14 protein-coding genes are annotated in these 17,609 nt (G+C 61.3%); 5 read left to right on the top strand and 9 right to left on the bottom strand.

Annotation, left to right across the window (positions count from 1 at the left end; all coding sequences use genetic code 11):
- Positions 1 to 33: 33 nt before the first annotated feature.
- From ggt to ACW18C_RS04460, 8 genes are all read right to left on the bottom strand, one after another.
- Positions 34 to 1,740, bottom strand: coding sequence for a gamma-glutamyltransferase (gene ggt / locus ACW18C_RS04495; protein ID WP_492073035.1), 1,707 nt, complete (start codon positions 1,738 to 1,740; stop codon positions 34 to 36).
- Positions 1,737 to 3,029 carry a dicarboxylate/amino acid:cation symporter gene (locus ACW18C_RS04490; RefSeq protein ID WP_492073033.1) on the bottom strand — a complete coding sequence of 431 codons (1,293 nt, stop codon included), beginning with the start codon at positions 3,027 to 3,029 and terminating at the stop codon, positions 1,737 to 1,739. The genes ggt and ACW18C_RS04490 overlap by 4 nt, the downstream gene beginning before the upstream one ends.
- A gap of 53 nt (positions 3,030 to 3,082) precedes the next feature.
- Positions 3,083 to 6,391, bottom strand: a complete 3,309-nt coding sequence (locus tag ACW18C_RS04485; protein ID WP_492073032.1) for a TonB-dependent receptor — start codon at positions 6,389 to 6,391, stop codon at positions 3,083 to 3,085.
- 96 nt (positions 6,392 to 6,487) lie between these two features.
- The gene (locus tag ACW18C_RS04480; RefSeq protein WP_492073031.1) at positions 6,488 to 7,429 is read right to left on the bottom strand and encodes a FecR family protein; all 942 of its coding nucleotides are present in this window, start codon (positions 7,427 to 7,429) and stop codon (positions 6,488 to 6,490) included.
- Positions 7,407 to 7,997: an RNA polymerase sigma factor gene (locus ACW18C_RS04475; protein WP_372705965.1), complete on the bottom strand. Its 591-nt coding sequence runs from the start codon at positions 7,995 to 7,997 to the stop codon at positions 7,407 to 7,409. The genes ACW18C_RS04480 and ACW18C_RS04475 overlap by 23 nt, the downstream gene beginning before the upstream one ends.
- A gap of 730 nt (positions 7,998 to 8,727) precedes the next feature.
- Positions 8,728 to 9,894 (bottom strand): hypothetical protein, encoded by a 1,167-nt coding sequence (locus ACW18C_RS04470; RefSeq protein WP_492073030.1) that lies wholly within the window; start codon positions 9,892 to 9,894, stop codon positions 8,728 to 8,730.
- A 205-nt stretch (positions 9,895 to 10,099) separates the two neighbouring features.
- Positions 10,100 to 10,999 (bottom strand): ImmA/IrrE family metallo-endopeptidase, encoded by a 900-nt coding sequence (locus tag ACW18C_RS04465; RefSeq protein WP_492073029.1) that lies wholly within the window; start codon positions 10,997 to 10,999, stop codon positions 10,100 to 10,102.
- 20 nt (positions 11,000 to 11,019) lie between these two features.
- Positions 11,020 to 11,403 carry a helix-turn-helix domain-containing protein gene (locus ACW18C_RS04460; RefSeq protein WP_492073027.1) on the bottom strand — a complete coding sequence of 128 codons (384 nt, stop codon included), beginning with the start codon at positions 11,401 to 11,403 and terminating at the stop codon, positions 11,020 to 11,022.
- 166 nt (positions 11,404 to 11,569) lie between these two features.
- Here ACW18C_RS04460 and ACW18C_RS04455 point away from each other — a divergent pair, with 166 nt between their 5' ends.
- The 3 genes from ACW18C_RS04455 to ACW18C_RS04445 are packed head-to-tail and all read left to right on the top strand — an operon-like array spanning position 11,570 to position 13,852.
- Positions 11,570 to 12,241 (top strand): multiubiquitin domain-containing protein, encoded by a 672-nt coding sequence (locus ACW18C_RS04455; protein WP_492073026.1) that lies wholly within the window; start codon positions 11,570 to 11,572, stop codon positions 12,239 to 12,241.
- Positions 12,216 to 13,403, top strand: coding sequence for a ThiF family adenylyltransferase (locus tag ACW18C_RS04450; protein WP_492073025.1), 1,188 nt, complete (start codon positions 12,216 to 12,218; stop codon positions 13,401 to 13,403). The genes ACW18C_RS04455 and ACW18C_RS04450 overlap by 26 nt, the downstream gene beginning before the upstream one ends.
- Positions 13,400 to 13,852 (top strand): ubiquitination-like system serine protease family protein, encoded by a 453-nt coding sequence (locus tag ACW18C_RS04445; protein WP_492073023.1) that lies wholly within the window; start codon positions 13,400 to 13,402, stop codon positions 13,850 to 13,852. Before ACW18C_RS04450 ends, ACW18C_RS04445 begins: the two co-directional genes overlap by 4 nt.
- Before the next feature lie 9 nt (positions 13,853 to 13,861).
- Here ACW18C_RS04445 and ACW18C_RS04440 read toward each other — a convergent pair whose 3' ends face one another.
- Positions 13,862 to 15,016 carry a Fic family protein gene (locus tag ACW18C_RS04440; protein WP_492073022.1) on the bottom strand — a complete coding sequence of 385 codons (1,155 nt, stop codon included), beginning with the start codon at positions 15,014 to 15,016 and terminating at the stop codon, positions 13,862 to 13,864.
- A 203-nt stretch (positions 15,017 to 15,219) separates the two neighbouring features.
- Between ACW18C_RS04440 and ACW18C_RS04435 the strand changes: the two genes are divergently transcribed.
- Entirely contained in the window at positions 15,220 to 16,764 is a 1,545-nt protein-coding gene (locus tag ACW18C_RS04435) for an AAA family ATPase (protein WP_492073020.1), read from the top strand.
- 110 nt (positions 16,765 to 16,874) lie between these two features.
- Complete coding sequence (locus ACW18C_RS04430) at positions 16,875 to 17,600, top strand: hypothetical protein (RefSeq protein ID WP_492073019.1); 726 nt, start codon at positions 16,875 to 16,877, stop codon at positions 17,598 to 17,600.
- The last annotated feature ends 9 nt before the right edge of the window (positions 17,601 to 17,609 follow it).

Here is a 17,609-nt window from a genome sequence, read left to right as displayed (position 1 = left end):
CTGTTCTCCATAAGGACGGACCTGTCGTTCCTCTCACGGGACGACCGCCGCTGAATCCGGCCGGCGGGGATCGGCCGCGCCCATCAGCAGGCCGTTCCCGATCAGGATCGACTGGCTGCTGCCGATCGTCTGTCCGACCTCGACCTCGTGGCCCAGGGCCTCAAGCAGCCGGATCGTGTCGCGGCTCAGGCCTGACTCGACCTGAAGATCGCCGGTCGCCCCGTCCTGATGCACGCGCGGCGTCGTGGTCGCCTCGGCGATGTTCATTCCATGGTCGACGACATTGACGATCAGCTGAAACAGGCTGTTGGGGATGGTCGAGCCGCCGGGCGTGCCGGTGACCAGCCAGGGGCGACCGTCCTTGAACACGATGGTCGGGGCCATGGTGGAGATCATCCGCTTGCCCGGCTCCATCCCGTTCGCGGTGACGGGGCGGCCGTCCGGCCCCATGCGACGGTTGAAGTTCTTCATCTGGTCGTTCAGCAGGAAGCCCGCGCCGTCGACCACCGCGCCCGATCCAAAGGATGAGCCGAGGGTATAGGTGTTGGACACCGCATTGCCTTCGCCGTCCACGACCGAGAAATGGGTGGTGTCGATCCCTTCGACTTCCCACGGATCGCCTGGAACCAGTCTGGGCGCGGTCAGGACGCGGTCGGTGGAGATCAGGGCGGAGCGGCCGTCGGCATAGGCCTGGGACGTCAGCTGCGCCGTCGGCAGGCGGCTGAAGTCGGGGTCGCCGATGTAGCGGGTGCGATCCAGCTGGGCCAGTTTCATCGCCTCGGACATGACATGCAGACTGGCGGCGGTGTCCGCCCCCATGGCCTGCAGGTCGAAGCGTTCGACAAGGTTCAGCAGCTCCAGCAACATGACGCCGCCGGCGCTGGAGGGCGGCATGGTGACGACGCGATGGCCGCGGTAGTCGGTCTCGATCGGCGTCCGCTCAGCGGGCCGGTAGCGCGCCAGATCCTCACGGGTGATCAGGCCGCCGTGCGCCTGCATCGAAGCCACGATCCGGTCGGCCACCGCCCCCTTGTAGAAGGCGTCGGCGCCGTCCCGCTGGATCTCGCCCAGGGTCCAGGCCAGGTCGCTCTGCACCAGGGTGTCGCCCGGGCGCCAGGACGACCCGTCCGGCTGGAGGAAGACGCCCCGCCCCGCCTCCCACCGACCGATAACGTCCTTCGACCAGGACAGGGCGTAGGCCGAGTCATGGCTCAGCGTCACGCCTTCAGCCGCCAGCTTCCGCGCCGGCTCGATCAGTTCGGCCCACGGCAGTCGCCCCCAGCGCGCATGGGCGTGCGCCAGTCCGGCCACCGTGCCCGGCACGCCGGGCGCGCGATAGCCGTAGCGGGCGTCCTGCGGCGCTTGATCATACAGGGCGGGGCGGGCCGCCAGGGGGGCTGTGGAGCGATAGTCGATCGCATAGGTCCGATCCTCGGCCGCCACATAGACCAGCATGAAGCCGTCGCCGCCCAGGTTCCCGGCGCGCGGCAGAGTGACGGCCAGCGCGAACCCCGTCGCCACCGCCGCATCCACCGCGTTGCCGCCTTTTGCGAGGATTTCGGCCCCGACCCGGCTGGCGATGTCGTTCTGGCTGACCACCAGACTGGTGGTCGAGATCACCGGATGGTGGACCGCCTCGTAGTTCAGCAGCGCCTGGGGTCGGTCCTGCGCCCGAACGCTCGGCGCCAGGGCCAGGAAAGCGGCGAAGACCGCCGGGAGAAGACGTTGACGACGGCTCATTCGAACGGCCTTTCCTTGTAAGTTGTCAGGTTCAGTTCGCCTTCCATCCGGGCCACGGTCACCGCCACGGACAGGTCGCTGGTGCAGTTCGGTACGGTGCGGATCATATCCAGCGGCCGGTCGAACGGCAGGATGAAGCCCACGATCAGAGCAGTCTGCTCGGGTCCGAGACCGATCACCGACAAGACCGCCGCCAGCAGGAAGAGCGAGGCCGACGGCACTGGCGCCGTGCCCAGCGCCACCAGCGCGGTCACCGCCATGATGGCCAGATAGTCAGCCGGCCCGAGGGCGACGCCGAACACCTGGGCCGAAAAGGTCGCCAGCAAGGCGACGTAGAGCGCGGTGCCGTCCATGCTGAGCGTCACCCCCAGCGGCAGCACCGTCGATGCGATGGCCGGACTGACCCCGAGATTGCGCTGGGCGACCCGCATGGCCACCGGCAGGGTCGCCGCGCTGGACGAGGTCGAGAAGGCGACCACGATCGCGTCCGCGATGTCGCGATAGAAGGGCAGAACGGGCACACGAGCGATCAGCCGCAAAACGGCGCCGTGGACGACAAGCGTCTGGATCGCGGCGCCCAGAAGGACGCAGCAGGCCAGCCGGAACACGCTGACGAAGGCCGACGGGCCGCTGGTTCCCATGACCCAGGAGATCAGAGCGAAGACGCCGAACGGCGCCAGCTCCATGACGAACTGGACCACCCGCAGGAGTACGGCGGCGGCCGACTCGAGGACGCCGCGCAAAGGTCTCCCTTCTTCGCCCGTCGTCAGCAAGGCGCCGCCGACCAGCAGGGCGAAGAAGATGACGGCGAGGATGTCGCCCTCGGCCATGGCCGCGATCGGGTTGACCGGCACGATGTCCATCAAGGCGGCGCCGATATCCTGTCCCCCCGCCACCGAGGCGGGCACGACGCCGGAAAGGCTGATCCCGACACCGGGCTGGATCAGCCCTCCTATGCCGAGCCCGATCGCCGCCCCAAGCAGCATCAGGCCGAAGTAGAGAAGGACCGTCTTAAGTCCTACCGATCCCAACCGCGCCGGATCGGACATCGAGGCCACGCCGGCGGCGACGGTGACGAACACCAGAGGCGTGACCAGCATCCGGATCAGACGCACGAACAGATCGCCGATCCATTTCAGATCCTGGGCCTGCGCCCCGAGAACGACGCCGGCGAAGGCGCCCAGTACGAGGCCGAGGAGAATGCGCCGCCATAGAGGCGCGGCGAACCAAAGACGCACGAGCGTCCGCACCGGTCGGGACAGCCCGACCGAAGGTGCGAGAGAAGACATGTCGAACTCCCCGGATGTTCGGGCGGCGCAGAGGCGTCGCCCGAACTCCGTCGTCAGAAGGACTTGCGGATGCTGGCGTACCACCAGCGGCCACGATTGGAGTGGACGCTGCCGGAATAGCCGAACCGATCGTCAGCCAGCGGCGGATCCTCGTCGAACAGATTGCGTGCGCCGATACGGACACGCGTTCCATCCAGCGGCCCGCCTTCGTCGAATTCATACTGGATGTAGAGGTTGTGGGTCAGCCACTCGTCCACGATCCAGTTTTCGTCGGAATCCACATAGGTGGCGCTGGTGTCGTAGAAGTCGGAGACGTAGCTGGAGTACCAGCCGGAGGACCACGGACCGAGGTTCCAGGTCAGGGACGCGCTCACCTTCCATTCCGGACGGCCGTTGCGCCGGATCAGGTCTTCAACGCCGCCGACCGTCACGCCGGCGATCGTTCCGTCTGCGAGCGCATTCAGCAGAATCTGATGCTGCTCGCTGGCCTCCTGAAAGAGCTTCAGCTTCTGGCTGGCGTTAAGGCTGAAACGCCAGTCGCCGACTGGCGTGTCCCGAAGACTGTAGAAAAGACGGAAATCCAGCCCTTCGGATTCCCGCGGCTGAAGGTTCAGGTACTCATCGTTGATGGACAGCAGATCGCCCACGGGCGCCAGGCCGGCCGCCGTCGCGTCGGCGATCTGCTGGGCGTCGGGGTCGTCGCGGATCACATTGGGGTTCGAGCTGCCGATCTGACGCAGGTAGTAGTCCATGATCAGCTGGTTCGTGCCTCCGAAGATGCCCACCAGGTTTTCCTGACGGATCTTCCAGTAGTCCACGGTGAAGGTGAGATCTCCGAACCGCTCGGGCCAGAGCTGGGGCTCCAGCACCAGACCGAAGCTGAGATTTTCGGAATCCTCAGCTTTCAGTGCCTTGTTGCCCGAACGTTGCTCGATCCGATCTTCGCTGGTGCAGTAGTCGTTAGAGGTCGTCAGGGTCGGGATCGCGCCGATCGCCAGCTGAACGGCGCACGCGGCATAGTCCCGCCGCGCGTTGACCCTTTCGAAGTCCGACTGGTGCAGTTGCAGGAGGTTCGGGGCGCGGAAGCCCTGGGACCAGGCGCCGCGGAACATCAGCCAGTCATTCGGCCGATAGGCCAAGGCGGCCTTGGGCGCGCCGACCGTGCCGAATAGGGAGTAGTTCTCGACGCGGCCCGCCAACTGCAGATCGATCGACTGGACGAACGGGATGTTCATCTCCGGCGACACGACGGGAATGGCGACTTCCACAAAGGCGGAATAGACGTTCCTCGCCCCCGAGCTGTCGGGCGTATAGGAGACGCCCATGATGTCGCTCTGGGAGGTCTGTCCGCCCAGGTCGGTGAAGGTGATCGTCCCGTCCAGATGCTCGTCGCGATTTTCCGAGAAGGTCTCGCGTCGCGCCTCCAGCCCGGCGGCGACGCCGATATGGCCGCCCGGCACGGCGTAGAAATCGCCCTTTGAGACCTTGAAGTCCCACAGCATCAGTTCGGTCTCGGCCACCCGGTACGCCTTGACCATCATGGAGTCGATCGTCGCCTGGTCGTTCAGTCCGACCGCGCCGTTCTGCGGATTGGCGAGGTCCCCGCCGACGAAGGGATTGTAGGCCGCAGGCGTGGTCAGATTGAGCGCGGCCTGCAAGCCGGTCATGCTGACGGCGTCCATCGTGTCGTCGGTCTTCGCCTTGCTGTAGAGCACGGCGGTCTCCCAATCGAAGCCGCGCCAGTCGCCGCGCAGTCCGCCGAGGTAGCGGGTCGTGACGTTCTCGACCTCGATGGTGCGGTACCCCAGATCCGAAAAACGGAAATCCTGGATCTGGACGGCGGCCCCGCCCGCCGGGAAGGCCGCAGAGCCCGTGCCCGTCGTCAGACCCGGCAACCGGGCCGTCACCCCGACGGCGCCCAGCGGATTCCAGTAGGCGGTCGGCGACATCAGGACGCGCTGAGAGTCGATCGGGGTGTCCTGCTGGCGCTGCGACCAGGTTTCGCCCCAGTAATAGCCGAGCTCGCCGAAGAACTCGACGCCGTTGTCGAACTCATGGTTGACGAAGGTGAAGAGGTTGGCGCGGTCGACAGCCGAGGTGATCGTCCGCATCGTGTCGAGGTCATACCGAAGATTGTTGTCGTCGCTCGTCGTCGCCAGCGTCGAGTTGTCGAAACAAGTCCCCGTGGTGAAGCCGTTCGCCAGGCAACCCACATTGGTGGTGGGCTGGACGTGGAACGAGCCCGCGCTGGAGGTCAGCGTCTGCCCGTTCACGCGCGTCGTCGCGCCCGCCGGAAGATAGGTCGTCGGATTCAGGCGGATGCCTTCGGCCCAGGCGGTGATTGTGCTGTAGGTCCCGTAGTCGAGACCGGAAGCCCGGCCATTGAAGGCCTCCACCCGTCCGGCGACCGTCGCATAGTCCCTTTCCCACACGTAGAGCGGATCACGGGTCAGATACCCCCCCATGATCGAGACGTTGGTCTTGCCGTTGTTGAAGTCCTTGCCAGCCTGGAAGTCGAAGGAATACTCCTCCATCCCGCCTTCGTCATGACCCATGGCCGCCTGGGCCGTGAAGCCCTCGAAATTGTCGCGAAGGACGTTGTTGACGACCCCGGCGACGGCGTCGGTGCCATAGAGGGCCGCAGCGCCGTCGGCCAGAACCTCGACCCGGCGCAAGCCGAAGGTCGGAATGGCGTTGGTGTTGACGGTCTGGACCGGCACGAAGCTTTCAACCTGGGTGCCGGGATGCGGCACCATCCGGCGACCGTTCAGAAGCACCAGCGTATTGCCGGTGCCGATGGAGCGCAGGTCGATCGAAGCGACATCGCCGCGGGCGTTGTTGATGCCGCCGTTGTCGGTGTCGGCGTCGTTGAAGCCGACGTCGCCGATCTGGGCGATGGCGCGATAGAGATCGTCCCCGTCCGCAGCGCCGATGGCGTCCAGATCGGCCTGATCGACGACGGTGACCGGCAGGGCCTCGTTCAGTCGCGTCCCCCCGATTCGCGAACCGACGACCACGACCTCCTGCACCTCCGTTGCTCGGATGTCGCCGGGGCCCCGCTGCTGGAGCACGATCGTCAGGCCCTCATGAGAGGCGATATAGAGATCCGTCCCTTCGAGCAGTCGGGCCAGCGCATCCTCGACGTCCATATAGCCCGAGATCGACGGCCCGGTCCGGCCGCCGAGGTGTGCGGTCGGCGCCGAGATCGTCACGCCGGCTTGCCGCGCCAGCTCTGGAATGGATTGCGCCAGCGGCTGCGCCGGCAGTTCGAACTGCCGAACCTGCGCCGCCGCGCCAAAAGCCGCGAAAAGCAGCGTCGCCCCTGCGGCCCCCGCCGCCAATCGTCGTTTCCACGACACCATGAGATCCCCCGATCCTGCTGACTATGTCCCCTCCGGCGAACCGGACATAGACAAGACGGATGGCGTAACGGGAATCCTCCAGCGTTCGGAAAATATTTAACCGCGACTGAGCAGGATCCTGGTCGAGCCGATTTCGGCGCGAAGATTCAGACTGCGAGCCGCCGCGCGCGCGAAGGCGGCGGAATCGTTGGCTTCAAACAGGCCCGTGATCTTCATTTCCGCCACCTGACGATCCGCGAGTTCGATCGGGGCGCCGCTGAATCGGGCGAACTCGGCCGCGGCGCGCTCCAGACTGGCGTCGTGGAACTCCACCTTGCCGTCACGCCAGGCGAGAATCCGGTCGGTGGCCAGGCCTAGCGGTCGTGGGCTCGAAGTTTCGTTGCCGCCAAAGCGGACCAGTTGGTTCGCGGCCAGCATCTGCGCCTGGTCCCGCCCCATCCGCATATGGAGCGAACCGGCGAGCGCGACCACCTCGAGCGGCGCCTGGTTCAAGCGCTTCAGAAGGAAAGAACCGTCGTAAGTCGTGAGTACAGCGCCGGCCGAGCGCATGACGAACGGCCGCACCGGATCGACGGCGACCTCGAACAGGGCCTCGCCATACATAAGGAACACTTCCCGAACCGACCTCGTATAGCGAACGCTGACGCGCGATTGGGTATTGAGCGTAACCACGCTGCCGTCGTCCAGAGTCTCCGCGCGGACCTCCCCCCTGGCCGTATCGAGGCGTTGAGACCGTCGCCAGTAGGCGGCCGCCAACCCGACGCCGCTCAGCATTCCTACGGCGACCCCAGCCGCCAGCAGAGACCGTCGCGCCAGCTCTGGCCTTTCGACGAGAGTCGTGCCCTGTAAGGCCGCCGCCTGTCGCGTATGGAGCGCCACGGCGCGCGCGCGGGCAAAGGCGCCGAGATGGCGGGTGTCCTTGGAAACCCAGGCGTCGAACGCAAGCTGGTCCGCGCCTGAAAACGGCCCACGATCCAGCCGCGCGGCCCACGCGGCCGCTCGCCGATCGATGTCTTCAGCCGTTTCCGTCCCGGTCATTCGCCCTTCGTCCGATACGTGCGTTCCGCAACCTAGACGCATCTGGAGCATCATATCCTCCATCAGCATAGGCGGCCATCAATAGAGCGAAGGCCTTGGCGATGTGCTTTTCGACGGTGCTCTCAGGATATCCCGTCTCCTGAGCGATCTGCTTCTGGGAACGTTCGGACACCCGGCTCAGGACGAATATGCGACGTGTCTTTTCGGGAAGACGTTCGATCATCCTCGCCAGAAGGCGGAGTTCGTTGCGATCCACGACTTCATCTTCGGGGGTGACTGCATCGGACGCCACCTGGAGCCTGTCGAGGTCGGCGACGGCCTCAAGTTGCACCACGCTCTGGCGCCTCAGGCGATCTACCGCGGCCGAATGTGCGGTGCGGAACAGATAGGCCCGAACATTCTGGATGGCGGCGAAATTCTCGATGGAGATCAGTTTGGCGTATGTTTCCTGAACGATATCATCGACGTCGGCAGGCGAAGCCCCCCGTCTCAGCCATGCGCGCAGCGCAGGCTCATGAGGCATCACGCTTCGCGCGAGCCAGAGCGCTGTTTCGTCCGAAACCCCCATGGATACAGAGACTGGCACGCGGCTTGAGAAGGCTGCAAGCCCACGTTCTCTGAAATCTGGCGCGCTGAGAGCATCGCTCCCCTCTCTCGGGCCGTCCCTTGTCCCAACACCGCCAAACCGCTCAAGCGACGGATGCGGCCCGCCGCCCCCACTCGACGCCCGCCGTCTTTCCTGTCGCGAATGCGTACCGCGCACTGATTTTGTTCAATAACTCCCCCGACTGTTCAGCAGGGTTCGAAAATCGGCGATGCTCTTGTTTTTGGGACGGGCAGCCGAATATCCGATTTATCGACCACCCGTAGGCGACCGAAAACGCCCTTAGCCTTCGCGCCCAGCCTCAAAAAAAAACGCCGACAGCGGACGACGTTCAGATCGTGGCGAGCGTCTCCCAAGAGCCCGACATTCGCAGACTCCTGCCTCTGCACTCCGACCGGAGGGTCGGTCGAATGAACCCCGGCCCCTCGGATGAGGCGGTCATCCTCTAGAAGCAGGCCTTCCGAAGATCGGTTTCGCGTCAGATACAGATCATCGCTGATCTGGTGCGGGCGGCCGGGGTCGAACCGGCAAGGGCTTGCGCCCGGCAGATTTTAAGTCGAGAATAAACTAGGCATAACATGCTGTTTTAAATGTATAAATTGGCAATTTTGCCAATGCCGTGTGTCAAAAAATGTGCCAAAATTTTACATCCGGCACGGTAAGCGCAGCGGATGAGAGGCCCTTTCGACAAACCCTAATCCCCCGATTCTGTGAAGCGATTTCGTGAAGAAACGGTGCGTGTGTCATCCGCTGGCCGTCGAGCGAGTCTTTCCCGCATCGCTTTTCTCACGTCCGCAGGTGGAATGAGGCCGCCCTGCTTCACCGGATCAATCAGGTCCGCTTCGCTCAACGCCCAATCCGCCCACACTTGAAGGCGTCGCGTTTTCCGCTTTCCGTGAGTGCCGGACATCACCTCGGCGACAAAGCCGCGTATATCGCGCGCTGTCCGCCAATCATCCGCCTGGTCAAGTAGCCGGTCCCGCCGCCGTTCGGCCTGCTCGCGCTGCTGATCCTCTCGCTGCTGCTTCACTGCGGCCTTTTGCCGACGCACTCCTTCTTCCGCATCGCGTCGCTTCTCCATGTGGAGCCGGTACAGGTGCTGGGCTCGCTCACGGTAGGAAGCTTCGGCAGCCAGCAAGATCGCTATGCCGATTTCGGGAATCTGGGCGTCGAGCCCCTGAACATTCGAGCCCATGAAGTGCGTCTTGCCGCCAGCGGCGCTGTCGCGTGAGAGCCACAGCACCCCAACGGGATTCCCATCCCGCTCCGCTGGTGAAAGCCGAAACTCGATGCGGGTCGCGTAAATGCAGATAATGAAGCGACCAGGCTCCGTCTCCCAGATTTCGGGGGCCGCGACGAAACGGGCCAGGAAGGCGCTAAGCTGTACGAGAAAAGCATGCCGAGGGTCGGATGACGCTGGACGAGAGACACGACGCCCCCGCGACGCGGGCTGGCTTGGCGGCTCACTGAGGAGGATCACTGCCCCCGGTAGAGCTCGACCGGCAGCCTCTGCCTGCAATGCCAAGCGCTCCCGCAGATCTTCTAGGCTTTCCGTGAATACCGGCTCGGGCGGCACGGGATCAGTGAGGATTTCTGCCGCCGACCGCCCGGAGGTTACGACCCAACCGATTTCAACGCAGCACGCCGCCCCTGGTGGGCGCGGAGGCAAGGGCGGGCGCGTGACGGATTTACCTGCGCGTAGCTTCGCCCAATAGCCGCTCGTAGGACGGGGTATGGCCATGGCCTGCGCCTGCGCGGCCAGCTCGTGGGAAGAAATACCGATTTCCTCGGCGGTGGCCCTCAATGTCGCCCGCCAAATGCGCTCGTAGACGTCTTCCCGTGTCGGATACTGCAACTGCATAGGCGGAACAGCTTAGCCGAATGGGCACGAATTTGTCTTTAGAAAGAAGGGTTCAGGCCTGAACCCCTGCCTCGTGGCGAACAGCGGGTGCGCAAGCGGCGTGACTGGTTTGCGGGGAACCGGCCGCAACGGAGTGAGGCTGGGCGAAAGCAGTTCGAAGCGCGCTGAGGGCAGAGCCCTAAGCCTAATTTGACAGTTTTTCCGATCAAGCCGGAACGTGGGCCGGAAGGATGATGGAGCGGGCCGTCAGCGTCTTGACCGCGTGTATGAGGACGAAGACTTGATGTGACTGCGTAAAGGCCTCCGCAAGGCATTCATGGACATCGCCGTTGCGGTCCACGAGCGTGATGTTCCGTTTGCCGGACATCTTTCTTCCCCCAATCGGCACCATCGCGCCAATAGAGTCGCCCGGTGTGAACGTGTCGGGCCATGCGATCTCCCCGAAAATCTCCACGAACGATGGTGAAGCGCAGGATCTCCGAAGGCTTGCACGGAATCCATCGCCTTCAATGAGTTCAGGCGGATTAAGCACCACGACGGAACATGCCCGCCAATTTTGGGTGACGTAACGGCGCACGGACGAATAGATCGATGCGCCGTATTTTTTGCTTAGGTTGACCGGCACCAATATACCAAAGGGCTTTTGCTCAGCCTCATTTGTGAAGCCGTCGAGTTGAAAGAGCACTTCGGATGCAAAGACATTGGCTTCACGATCAAACTGGTCGGCAAGTGCCGGATCGATAGTCTGCTCGCAATCCTCCACCACCGCATAGAGGTCGCGTTGCCAGGGTAAAAAGGCGTGGCCGGTTTCATGAAGCCGGATGAACGTCTGCTTTACGATGTGGAGGGATCGATCAATGAAGATCAGCCTCGCTCGGGCATCAAACAATCCCATGACCTTGCTGAGAGCGGACTTGAGTGCGCCGGAGGCCTGACGACGCATCTTCGTGATGAAGCTTTCGTTCAGGACATCTTCCTTCACCTCCTCGACATTGGCGGCAGCCATAACGTCGTCGATAGCGGTGGGAAAACGGCCGAACGCGCCCGCCTCGTTGAGCGCGCGTTCGGCTGCAGATCGAACTTGAGCATACTGACCAGCGGTCAAGCTGCTGTCGTCTGGTTTTCTCACGGTTTGGCTTTCTGAGTCCGGTAGAACGACAGGTACTTTAAAAGCTCTTTTTCTTCTTCGTCAGTTAGATTCTCAATGGCGAAAGTCGCCGCACGTCCGTGTTTGACGTGATCCGCCTTCGGGCCGCTGGGAGATATATATCCCGCACGTTCCATCAGCTTGGCGTAGGGAACGTTGTACACAGCTGCCAAACTATGAAGAACATTCGGCGAAGGCTTTGCGATTTTTCCGTTTTCGAGCTGGCTTAGATAAGCATTTGATACTTCTTTGCTTGTCGCCTCTTCAACGTCCCTGAGGCTCAGGGTCGTACCAGCTCTGAGCGTCTTCAGATAAAGCCCGAGAGCTTCTCCGGGTTTTCGGGTGTCAATTTCATCACTCATCGATCCTCCTCTGCCTGAGTTGGCTGCGCCAGGGGAGCATGGCGCAGCCAGATTCTACTCCAAGCGCTAAAAACAGCAAGCATGCAAAGTGAGTGCTTGACATATTTAGCGCGCAACATATCCTAAGCGTAACAGGCAATGAAGCTTGGTGGTGATGGAGGGCCTGATGGCCGAGAAAAACGAGAAGCCGTATCGCTTCACGCTCGATGGCGTGGCGTACGAAACCAAGGATCAGGTTGAAGAAGGGCGCGACCTGCTTCAGAAGGCGGGCCGAAATCCGGCCAGCGACTATGTGCTCATTGAACTGACCCGGCCTGGGTCCCGCTCGGTCGGACTGGATGAAGAAGTCGATCTTGGCGAGCCGGGACGGGAAGAATTCCGCTCCTTCCTCTCGGATCGGACGTTCAATTTCACGCTTGATGAGCGCGGCTACGAATGGGGATCACCGACGATCGGCGAAACCGATCTGCGGGATATTTCCGGCACGCCCAGCGACCACGTTCTGAAACTCGAACGCACTGACGAAGCCGATTTGCTGATTGAGCCGGGCTCTTCGGTGGACCTTGCTGCGCGCGGCGCTGAACGCATCCGTACTGAGCGCAAGCGGTACACGATCATCGTCAACGCCCGCGAAGAAACGGTGACGTCCGACCAGGTCTCTTATGCCCAGTTGGTGGCGCTCGCTTTTCAACCCGTCCCTACGGGAACCGATGTCGCGTTCACCATCACCTACAGCAAGGGCCCCGCGAGCAACCCGAAGGGCACACTGCCGGAAGGCGAATCCATTCACATCAAAAACAGGATGATCTTCGTTGTCACGCAGACCAATCGCTCATAGCTCCGATCTGTCTCGTCTTCTGGCGGACGGATATGACATCTCGATCCGTGCTGCGCATCTGGTCGTGAAGGGGATCCCGTATGTGAACGCTGAAAGGCAGGTTCTCTACGGGACCCTCATCACGCCGCTGAACCTTTCGAATAATGTGACGAACCAGCCGTTCGATCACACGATGTATTTCGATGGGGAATATCCGTGCCACAGCGACGGCCGTGCCATGGAGTCCATTCGCAACAACTCCAATCCCATCGAGTTGGCGCCTAGGCTACAAGCGCAGCACTACTTTTCCGCCAAGCCGCCAAAAGGCAACTACGACGACTACTACGAGAAGGTGGTCACTTATGCCGCGTTGCTTGGCGGCCCGGCGAAGCAGGTTGACCCGGCCGCGACGCCAAACCCTGGCAACTTCGTAGCTTCAAGCGACGAAGAGGACTCGGTTTTCCATTATCTTGATACGGCATCTCCCCGTGCTGAGATCACGGCTGTAACGGCGAAGCTTGAGCGCCGGAAGGTAGCTATCGTCGGTTTGGGCGGCACCGGCGGGTATGTCCTGGATCAGGTCGCAAAGACGCCGGTCGAGGAAATCCACCTCTACGATGGCGACAGGTTCGAGCAGCATAATGCGTTCCGCGCGCCCGGCGCTGCCTCGGGCGCTGACTTGGAAGCGAAACTCACCAAGGTCGATTATTTCGCGGCGATCTACAGCCGGATGCGTAAGGGGATCGTTCCCCATGCCGTCTACCTGACGGCGGACAACATCAGCGATCTTCAGGATGCGGATTTCGTTTTTCTGTGCATCGACGATGGAGAAGCCAAATCCATCATTGTCCGAAAGCTTGAAGAGTTTGGCTTATCGTTCATCGACGTCGGCATGGGTATCTACCTGCGTGACGGCGCACTCGGCGGGGCATTGCGCACCACGACCAGCACGCCAGGACAGCGGGCGCATGTTTGGGATAAGAAACTGATTTCATTTGCCAAACCTGACGATGACAACGACTACAATCGTAACATCCAGGTTGCTGACCTGAATGCGTTAAACGCCATCATGGCAGTGATCCGCTGGAAGAAGCTTTGGGGCTTCTACGTCGATCTCGAACGTGAACGGCATAGCACCTATACGGTGGACGTAAACGAAATCACGAACGAAGACAGCGAATGACGCCGAACCGTAAGATTGAGCATGAATTTGTCGACTTCATTCCTCGGGAGATGGAGGAAGACAAACTTTATATCGCTATTGAGTTTGCCACGGCGTCTCACCGCTGCTTTTGCGGTTGCGGCTCTGAAGTTGTCACCCCGCTCAGTCCGGCGGGATGGCAACTGACATTCGACGGCGAAACCGTTTCGTTGACACCGTCGGTCGGCAGTTGGAGCCTTCCCTGCAAGTCGCACTACATAATTCGGAAAGATACGATAGTGTGGGCAGGTCTCATATCTGACGCGGAAATCGAAGCCGTTAAGCGGCGAGATCAGCGTGACCTGCGCCGTCATTTGGGTCTCGAACCGCCCCCAAGCGTACAGATGCCGCCCGTCATTCCTGCCCCGCAGCCGAAAATGCCGCTGCCCAAGCAGAGCTTCTGGGAACAAGTGCGCCGCCTATTCCGGTAACATCCCTTGTCACATAGTGAGGGGGCTAATGTCGGCAATCTCGATGGTTGTGAGTGGCAGGGTCCCCACGTTCAAGTGATAGCGTGTGGACTTCTTCTCACCCGTTCGACGCAACGCCCCCATACTTGCCAGCGCCGCTAGATCGCGCGTGGCGGTCGCGGGCGGCGCGCCGGTGATGGTCATGTAGTTGGCGGCGCTCATGCCGCCGAGGAATCCTTGCGGCCCGGCCGCGAACATCCGCAGCAGCGCCTTTTCCTGACGGGCATTGAGCTGGCTGCCGATACGGCCCAGCAAGCGCGATTTCTCCAGAACGAACTCGACCTGGCGCAGCGTGTGCTGCTGCGCTTCAAGCGATTTGGCGGCGAACCACAGAAGCCAGTCGGTGATTTCCAGCTCGCGGTGGGCGCGTTCCAGTTCGGCGTAATAGGTCTTGCGATGTTTCAGCAGGGTGCCTGCCATGCCGGTGATGGCGGGCGAGCTTAGTCCCTGGGCGAGGATCTTCTCGCTGATGGCGCGGCCGACGCGGCCGTTGCCATCCTCGAACGGGTGAATGCTCTCGAACCAAAGATGCGCCAGGCCCGCCCGTGTGACCGGCGGCAAAGCCGCGAGCCCGTTGGGCGCGCTGCGATCCAGCCATTCCCAGAACCGGCCCATTTCTTTGGCGACCTCCTGCGAAGGCGGCGCTTCAAAATGCACCCTGGGCGTATGGAGCGGGCCGGAGACGATCTGCATCGGATCGGCATGGGTGCGGTAGCGGCCGATGTCTTTCAGATCGGTGCGGCCATTGGTGATGAGCTGGTGCCAGCGGAACAAGGTGGCCTCGTTCAACGGCGCCCCGGCTTGCGCGTAGAGATCGACCATCATTTCGGCGATCCCGGCCTCCGCCGGCGACGCCCGGCGATGATCGCCATGGAGGCCCAGATGCCTGCGGATGGAGGATTGGACGCTGTCGCGGTCGAGCGGCTCGCCTTCGATGGCCGACGTATCCACGGCTTCGTGGCTCATCAGCTCAATCGAGAGGCTGCTCTGCTCCTCGGGGCTTAGGTGTTTGGACGCGCCGATTACCACGCCTGCGCCTTCGGCAAACAGCGCCTCCGCCCGGACAAGCTTGCGCGCATCCCAGCGAAATTTCGGCCAGTCATTCTGTTGCCAGTTCCACCTCATGATCGATAAATACCCTATTTATCGATCATTTGTCACGGAAATAGTGAGTGATAACCTGTCCGGTTATCGCTCAGCGGACGCAATACTTCGGATTGCATTGGACCTGTGGGCACGTCTGTTACCTCACTCATCGCGTGACAAGATGCCTTCCGCAACCGTAAGCTTCACTGAAAGCCGCCAATGAGCGGGTGGGGGAAGTGATAATGTTTTTTACAGTTCTGGGGGTCGGCGGACGTGTTCCCGCCCATGCGCGTAACCAAGCTTTCCTCTCCCGAGACAATTGGGACGATTGGGGAAAGTACCGGACGATGTTCTATCTCCGCGTCGCCAATGCGGACGGTATCATCCATGACGTCGGTTCCGTAAAAATTGGCCAAGTGGGTTTACGACCAGCAAGTACTACTGAACCAGGACAGCGATCACCCGAGATTCCCGATGAATTTGAGGTTCTGGATGAACGTTTCTTTTCTCTCGGGCAGGGAGAGGACTACTACGTCACGCTCAATGAGCACTTGCCCGAGCTTAAGGATAAGGTTTTGGCAGGCCTGCGCGATGTGGCCTCAAACTTAGATTTGTTCGACGCTCGCTCAAGCGAAGACGTCATGGGCAATTCTCTGTTGCGAGACGTCCGTGCGGAGAACGTTCGCAACCGCCTGCATCGCATCACCCAAGGCGACGCTGCGCTCACGAAATTCCATTTCCGATATACGCTGCCAAATCCGGAGGGCGTGCCGCCCGCAAATCTGAACTTTGTCGTACGTCCAGATTCGGTCCCTCCGACAAATGTGCACGTTCTGATCGGACGTAATGGAGTGGGTAAGTCGAGATGCATCCGGGGGCTCACCGAGGCGTTGCTGGGGCGAGCTGGTGATGAGGATCAGCCTCCTGGCACCATCGAACTTGTCAGAGGAATCATGGAAAGTGACTGGTCGTTTGCCGGTCTTGTGCTCATCTCCTTCAGCGCATTCGACAATTACGATCTCGACCCCGCAGCGACCGACAACATGGGGTCCACCCAAGTCGGCCTACGCCACAAGATTACTGTCGATGGCCAGGATCAATTCAGCATGAAATCGCCAGCCGAGCTGGCTATCGATTTTCGGAGAAGCTTGGCTAGATGCCGGAATGGCTTAAAAGCCACTCGCTGGCGTGACGCTGTGAGAACGCTTGAAACCGACGACCTTTTCGCGGAAGCCGATGTTACGGCGCTACTAGATCAAGGACCGGGGCCGGACTGGAACGAGCGGGCACAGGCATTGTTCGAACGCCTGAGTTCAGGACATGCGATAATTTTGCTGACTGTGACCAGACTGGTCGAGTTGGTCGATGAAAAGACGCTGGTTTTGCTAGATGAGCCTGAAGGCCACCTTCATCCTCCTCTGCTTTCGGCCTTCATTCGCTGTCTTTCTGATCTCCTGGTTAAACGCAACGGTGTCGCGATTATCGCCTCGCATTCGCCTGTCGTGCTTCAGGAAGTGCCACAATCTTGCGCATGGAAGTTGCGCCGTAGCCGCGGCGTTTCAGTTGTTGAGCGGCCCACTCTTGAGACGTTCGGCGAGAACGTCGGGCTGCTTACCCGAGAGGTATTTGGACTGGAAGTCACGCGTGCCGGGTTCCACCAACTGCTGAGAAAGGCAGTTGCAGAGGGGCGGTCATTCGACGGCGTAGTCGAACATTTTAACGATCAGTTAGGTGTGGAAGCTCGAGCTATCGTTCAAGCTCTCATTGCCGAACGGGACGAACTCTAATGCGTCGGCTACCCCGTCCAGCGATTTCGTCACACTACGCTTTGACACAATGCATTGAAAGCATCCGAGATAATGACCTAACAGCGCGCCTCGCAGTAGCGATGCCTAGCGTGATTGCCGCTGAAGCTGCATACGCGCAGCATGGGGAAAACTCGACACTCTACCTTATCCCAGGCACTGACGGGCTAAGCGGGCCAGTAAGCACTGCCGAAATGGAGCGAGTATATAAAGGCACCTTTGTTAAGAGCAAGGGGACCCGCGAGTTGTACGGAGCACTTAAATCCGCTCCTGAAAACGATATTTGCCCCCTTTGCTCTCAGCGCACGGTCTCGCAACTGGACCACCATCTGCCCCAGTCTGCGCATCCTGCTTTGACTGTTACCCCGATCAATCTGGTTCCCGCTTGCAGCGAGTGTAACAAAACCAAACTAGCTCAACAGGCTGTTCGTGCTGGCGAGCAAACATTCCATCCATACTTTGAGGATGCGGACGATGACCGATGGCTGTTTGCGGTCGTCAAAGAAACGACGCCAGCCTCAGTGTACTTCTTTCCGCAACCGCCAGCTCATTGGGAAGCAATAAAGGCCGAGCGAATTGGCTGGCATTTTGCAACCTACAAATTGGCGGAGTTGTACGCGTCTCATGCTGCCGTGGAGCTGAACGATATCAAGTTTGGCCTTCAAGAAATGGCCGAGCGGAACTCGCCTGAAGCGATCAGCATCCATTTGCGACGCGTGGCAGCAAGCCGCGCAGCAGCGCACGTTAATTCTTGGCGGCGAGCCACCTATGAGGCGCTCGCGGATTCAGCCTGGTTCTGTGGTGGAGGCTTTGGCTAGCTTGGATGG

The organism is Brevundimonas sp. FV1ye7S (genome assembly GCF_058680995.1).
This window is presented reverse-complemented; position numbering and strand designations above follow the sequence as displayed.

Excerpts from the sequence above, each read along its gene's own strand:
- ACW18C_RS04480 (WP_492073031.1), bottom strand. The coding sequence starts at position 7,429 with ATGACCGGGACGGAAACGGCTGAAGACATCGATCGGCGAGCGGCCGCG.
- ACW18C_RS04490 (WP_492073033.1), bottom strand. The coding sequence starts at position 3,029 with ATGTCTTCTCTCGCACCTTCGGTCGGGCTGTCCCGACCGGTGCGGACG.
- ACW18C_RS04435 (WP_492073020.1), top strand. The coding sequence starts at position 15,220 with ATGTTTTTTACAGTTCTGGGGGTCGGCGGACGTGTTCCCGCCCATGCG.
- ACW18C_RS04455 (WP_492073026.1), top strand. The coding sequence starts at position 11,570 with ATGGCCGAGAAAAACGAGAAGCCGTATCGCTTCACGCTCGATGGCGTG.
- ACW18C_RS04440 (WP_492073022.1), bottom strand. The coding sequence starts at position 15,016 with ATGAGGTGGAACTGGCAACAGAATGACTGGCCGAAATTTCGCTGGGAT.
- ggt (WP_492073035.1), bottom strand. The coding sequence starts at position 1,740 with ATGAGCCGTCGTCAACGTCTTCTCCCGGCGGTCTTCGCCGCTTTCCTG.
- ACW18C_RS04445 (WP_492073023.1), top strand. The coding sequence starts at position 13,400 with ATGACGCCGAACCGTAAGATTGAGCATGAATTTGTCGACTTCATTCCT.
- ACW18C_RS04485 (WP_492073032.1), bottom strand. The coding sequence starts at position 6,391 with ATGGTGTCGTGGAAACGACGATTGGCGGCGGGGGCCGCAGGGGCGACG.
- ACW18C_RS04460 (WP_492073027.1), bottom strand. The coding sequence starts at position 11,403 with ATGAGTGATGAAATTGACACCCGAAAACCCGGAGAAGCTCTCGGGCTT.
- ACW18C_RS04475 (WP_372705965.1), bottom strand. The coding sequence starts at position 7,997 with ATGGGGGTTTCGGACGAAACAGCGCTCTGGCTCGCGCGAAGCGTGATG.
- ACW18C_RS04470 (WP_492073030.1), bottom strand. The coding sequence starts at position 9,894 with ATGCAGTTGCAGTATCCGACACGGGAAGACGTCTACGAGCGCATTTGG.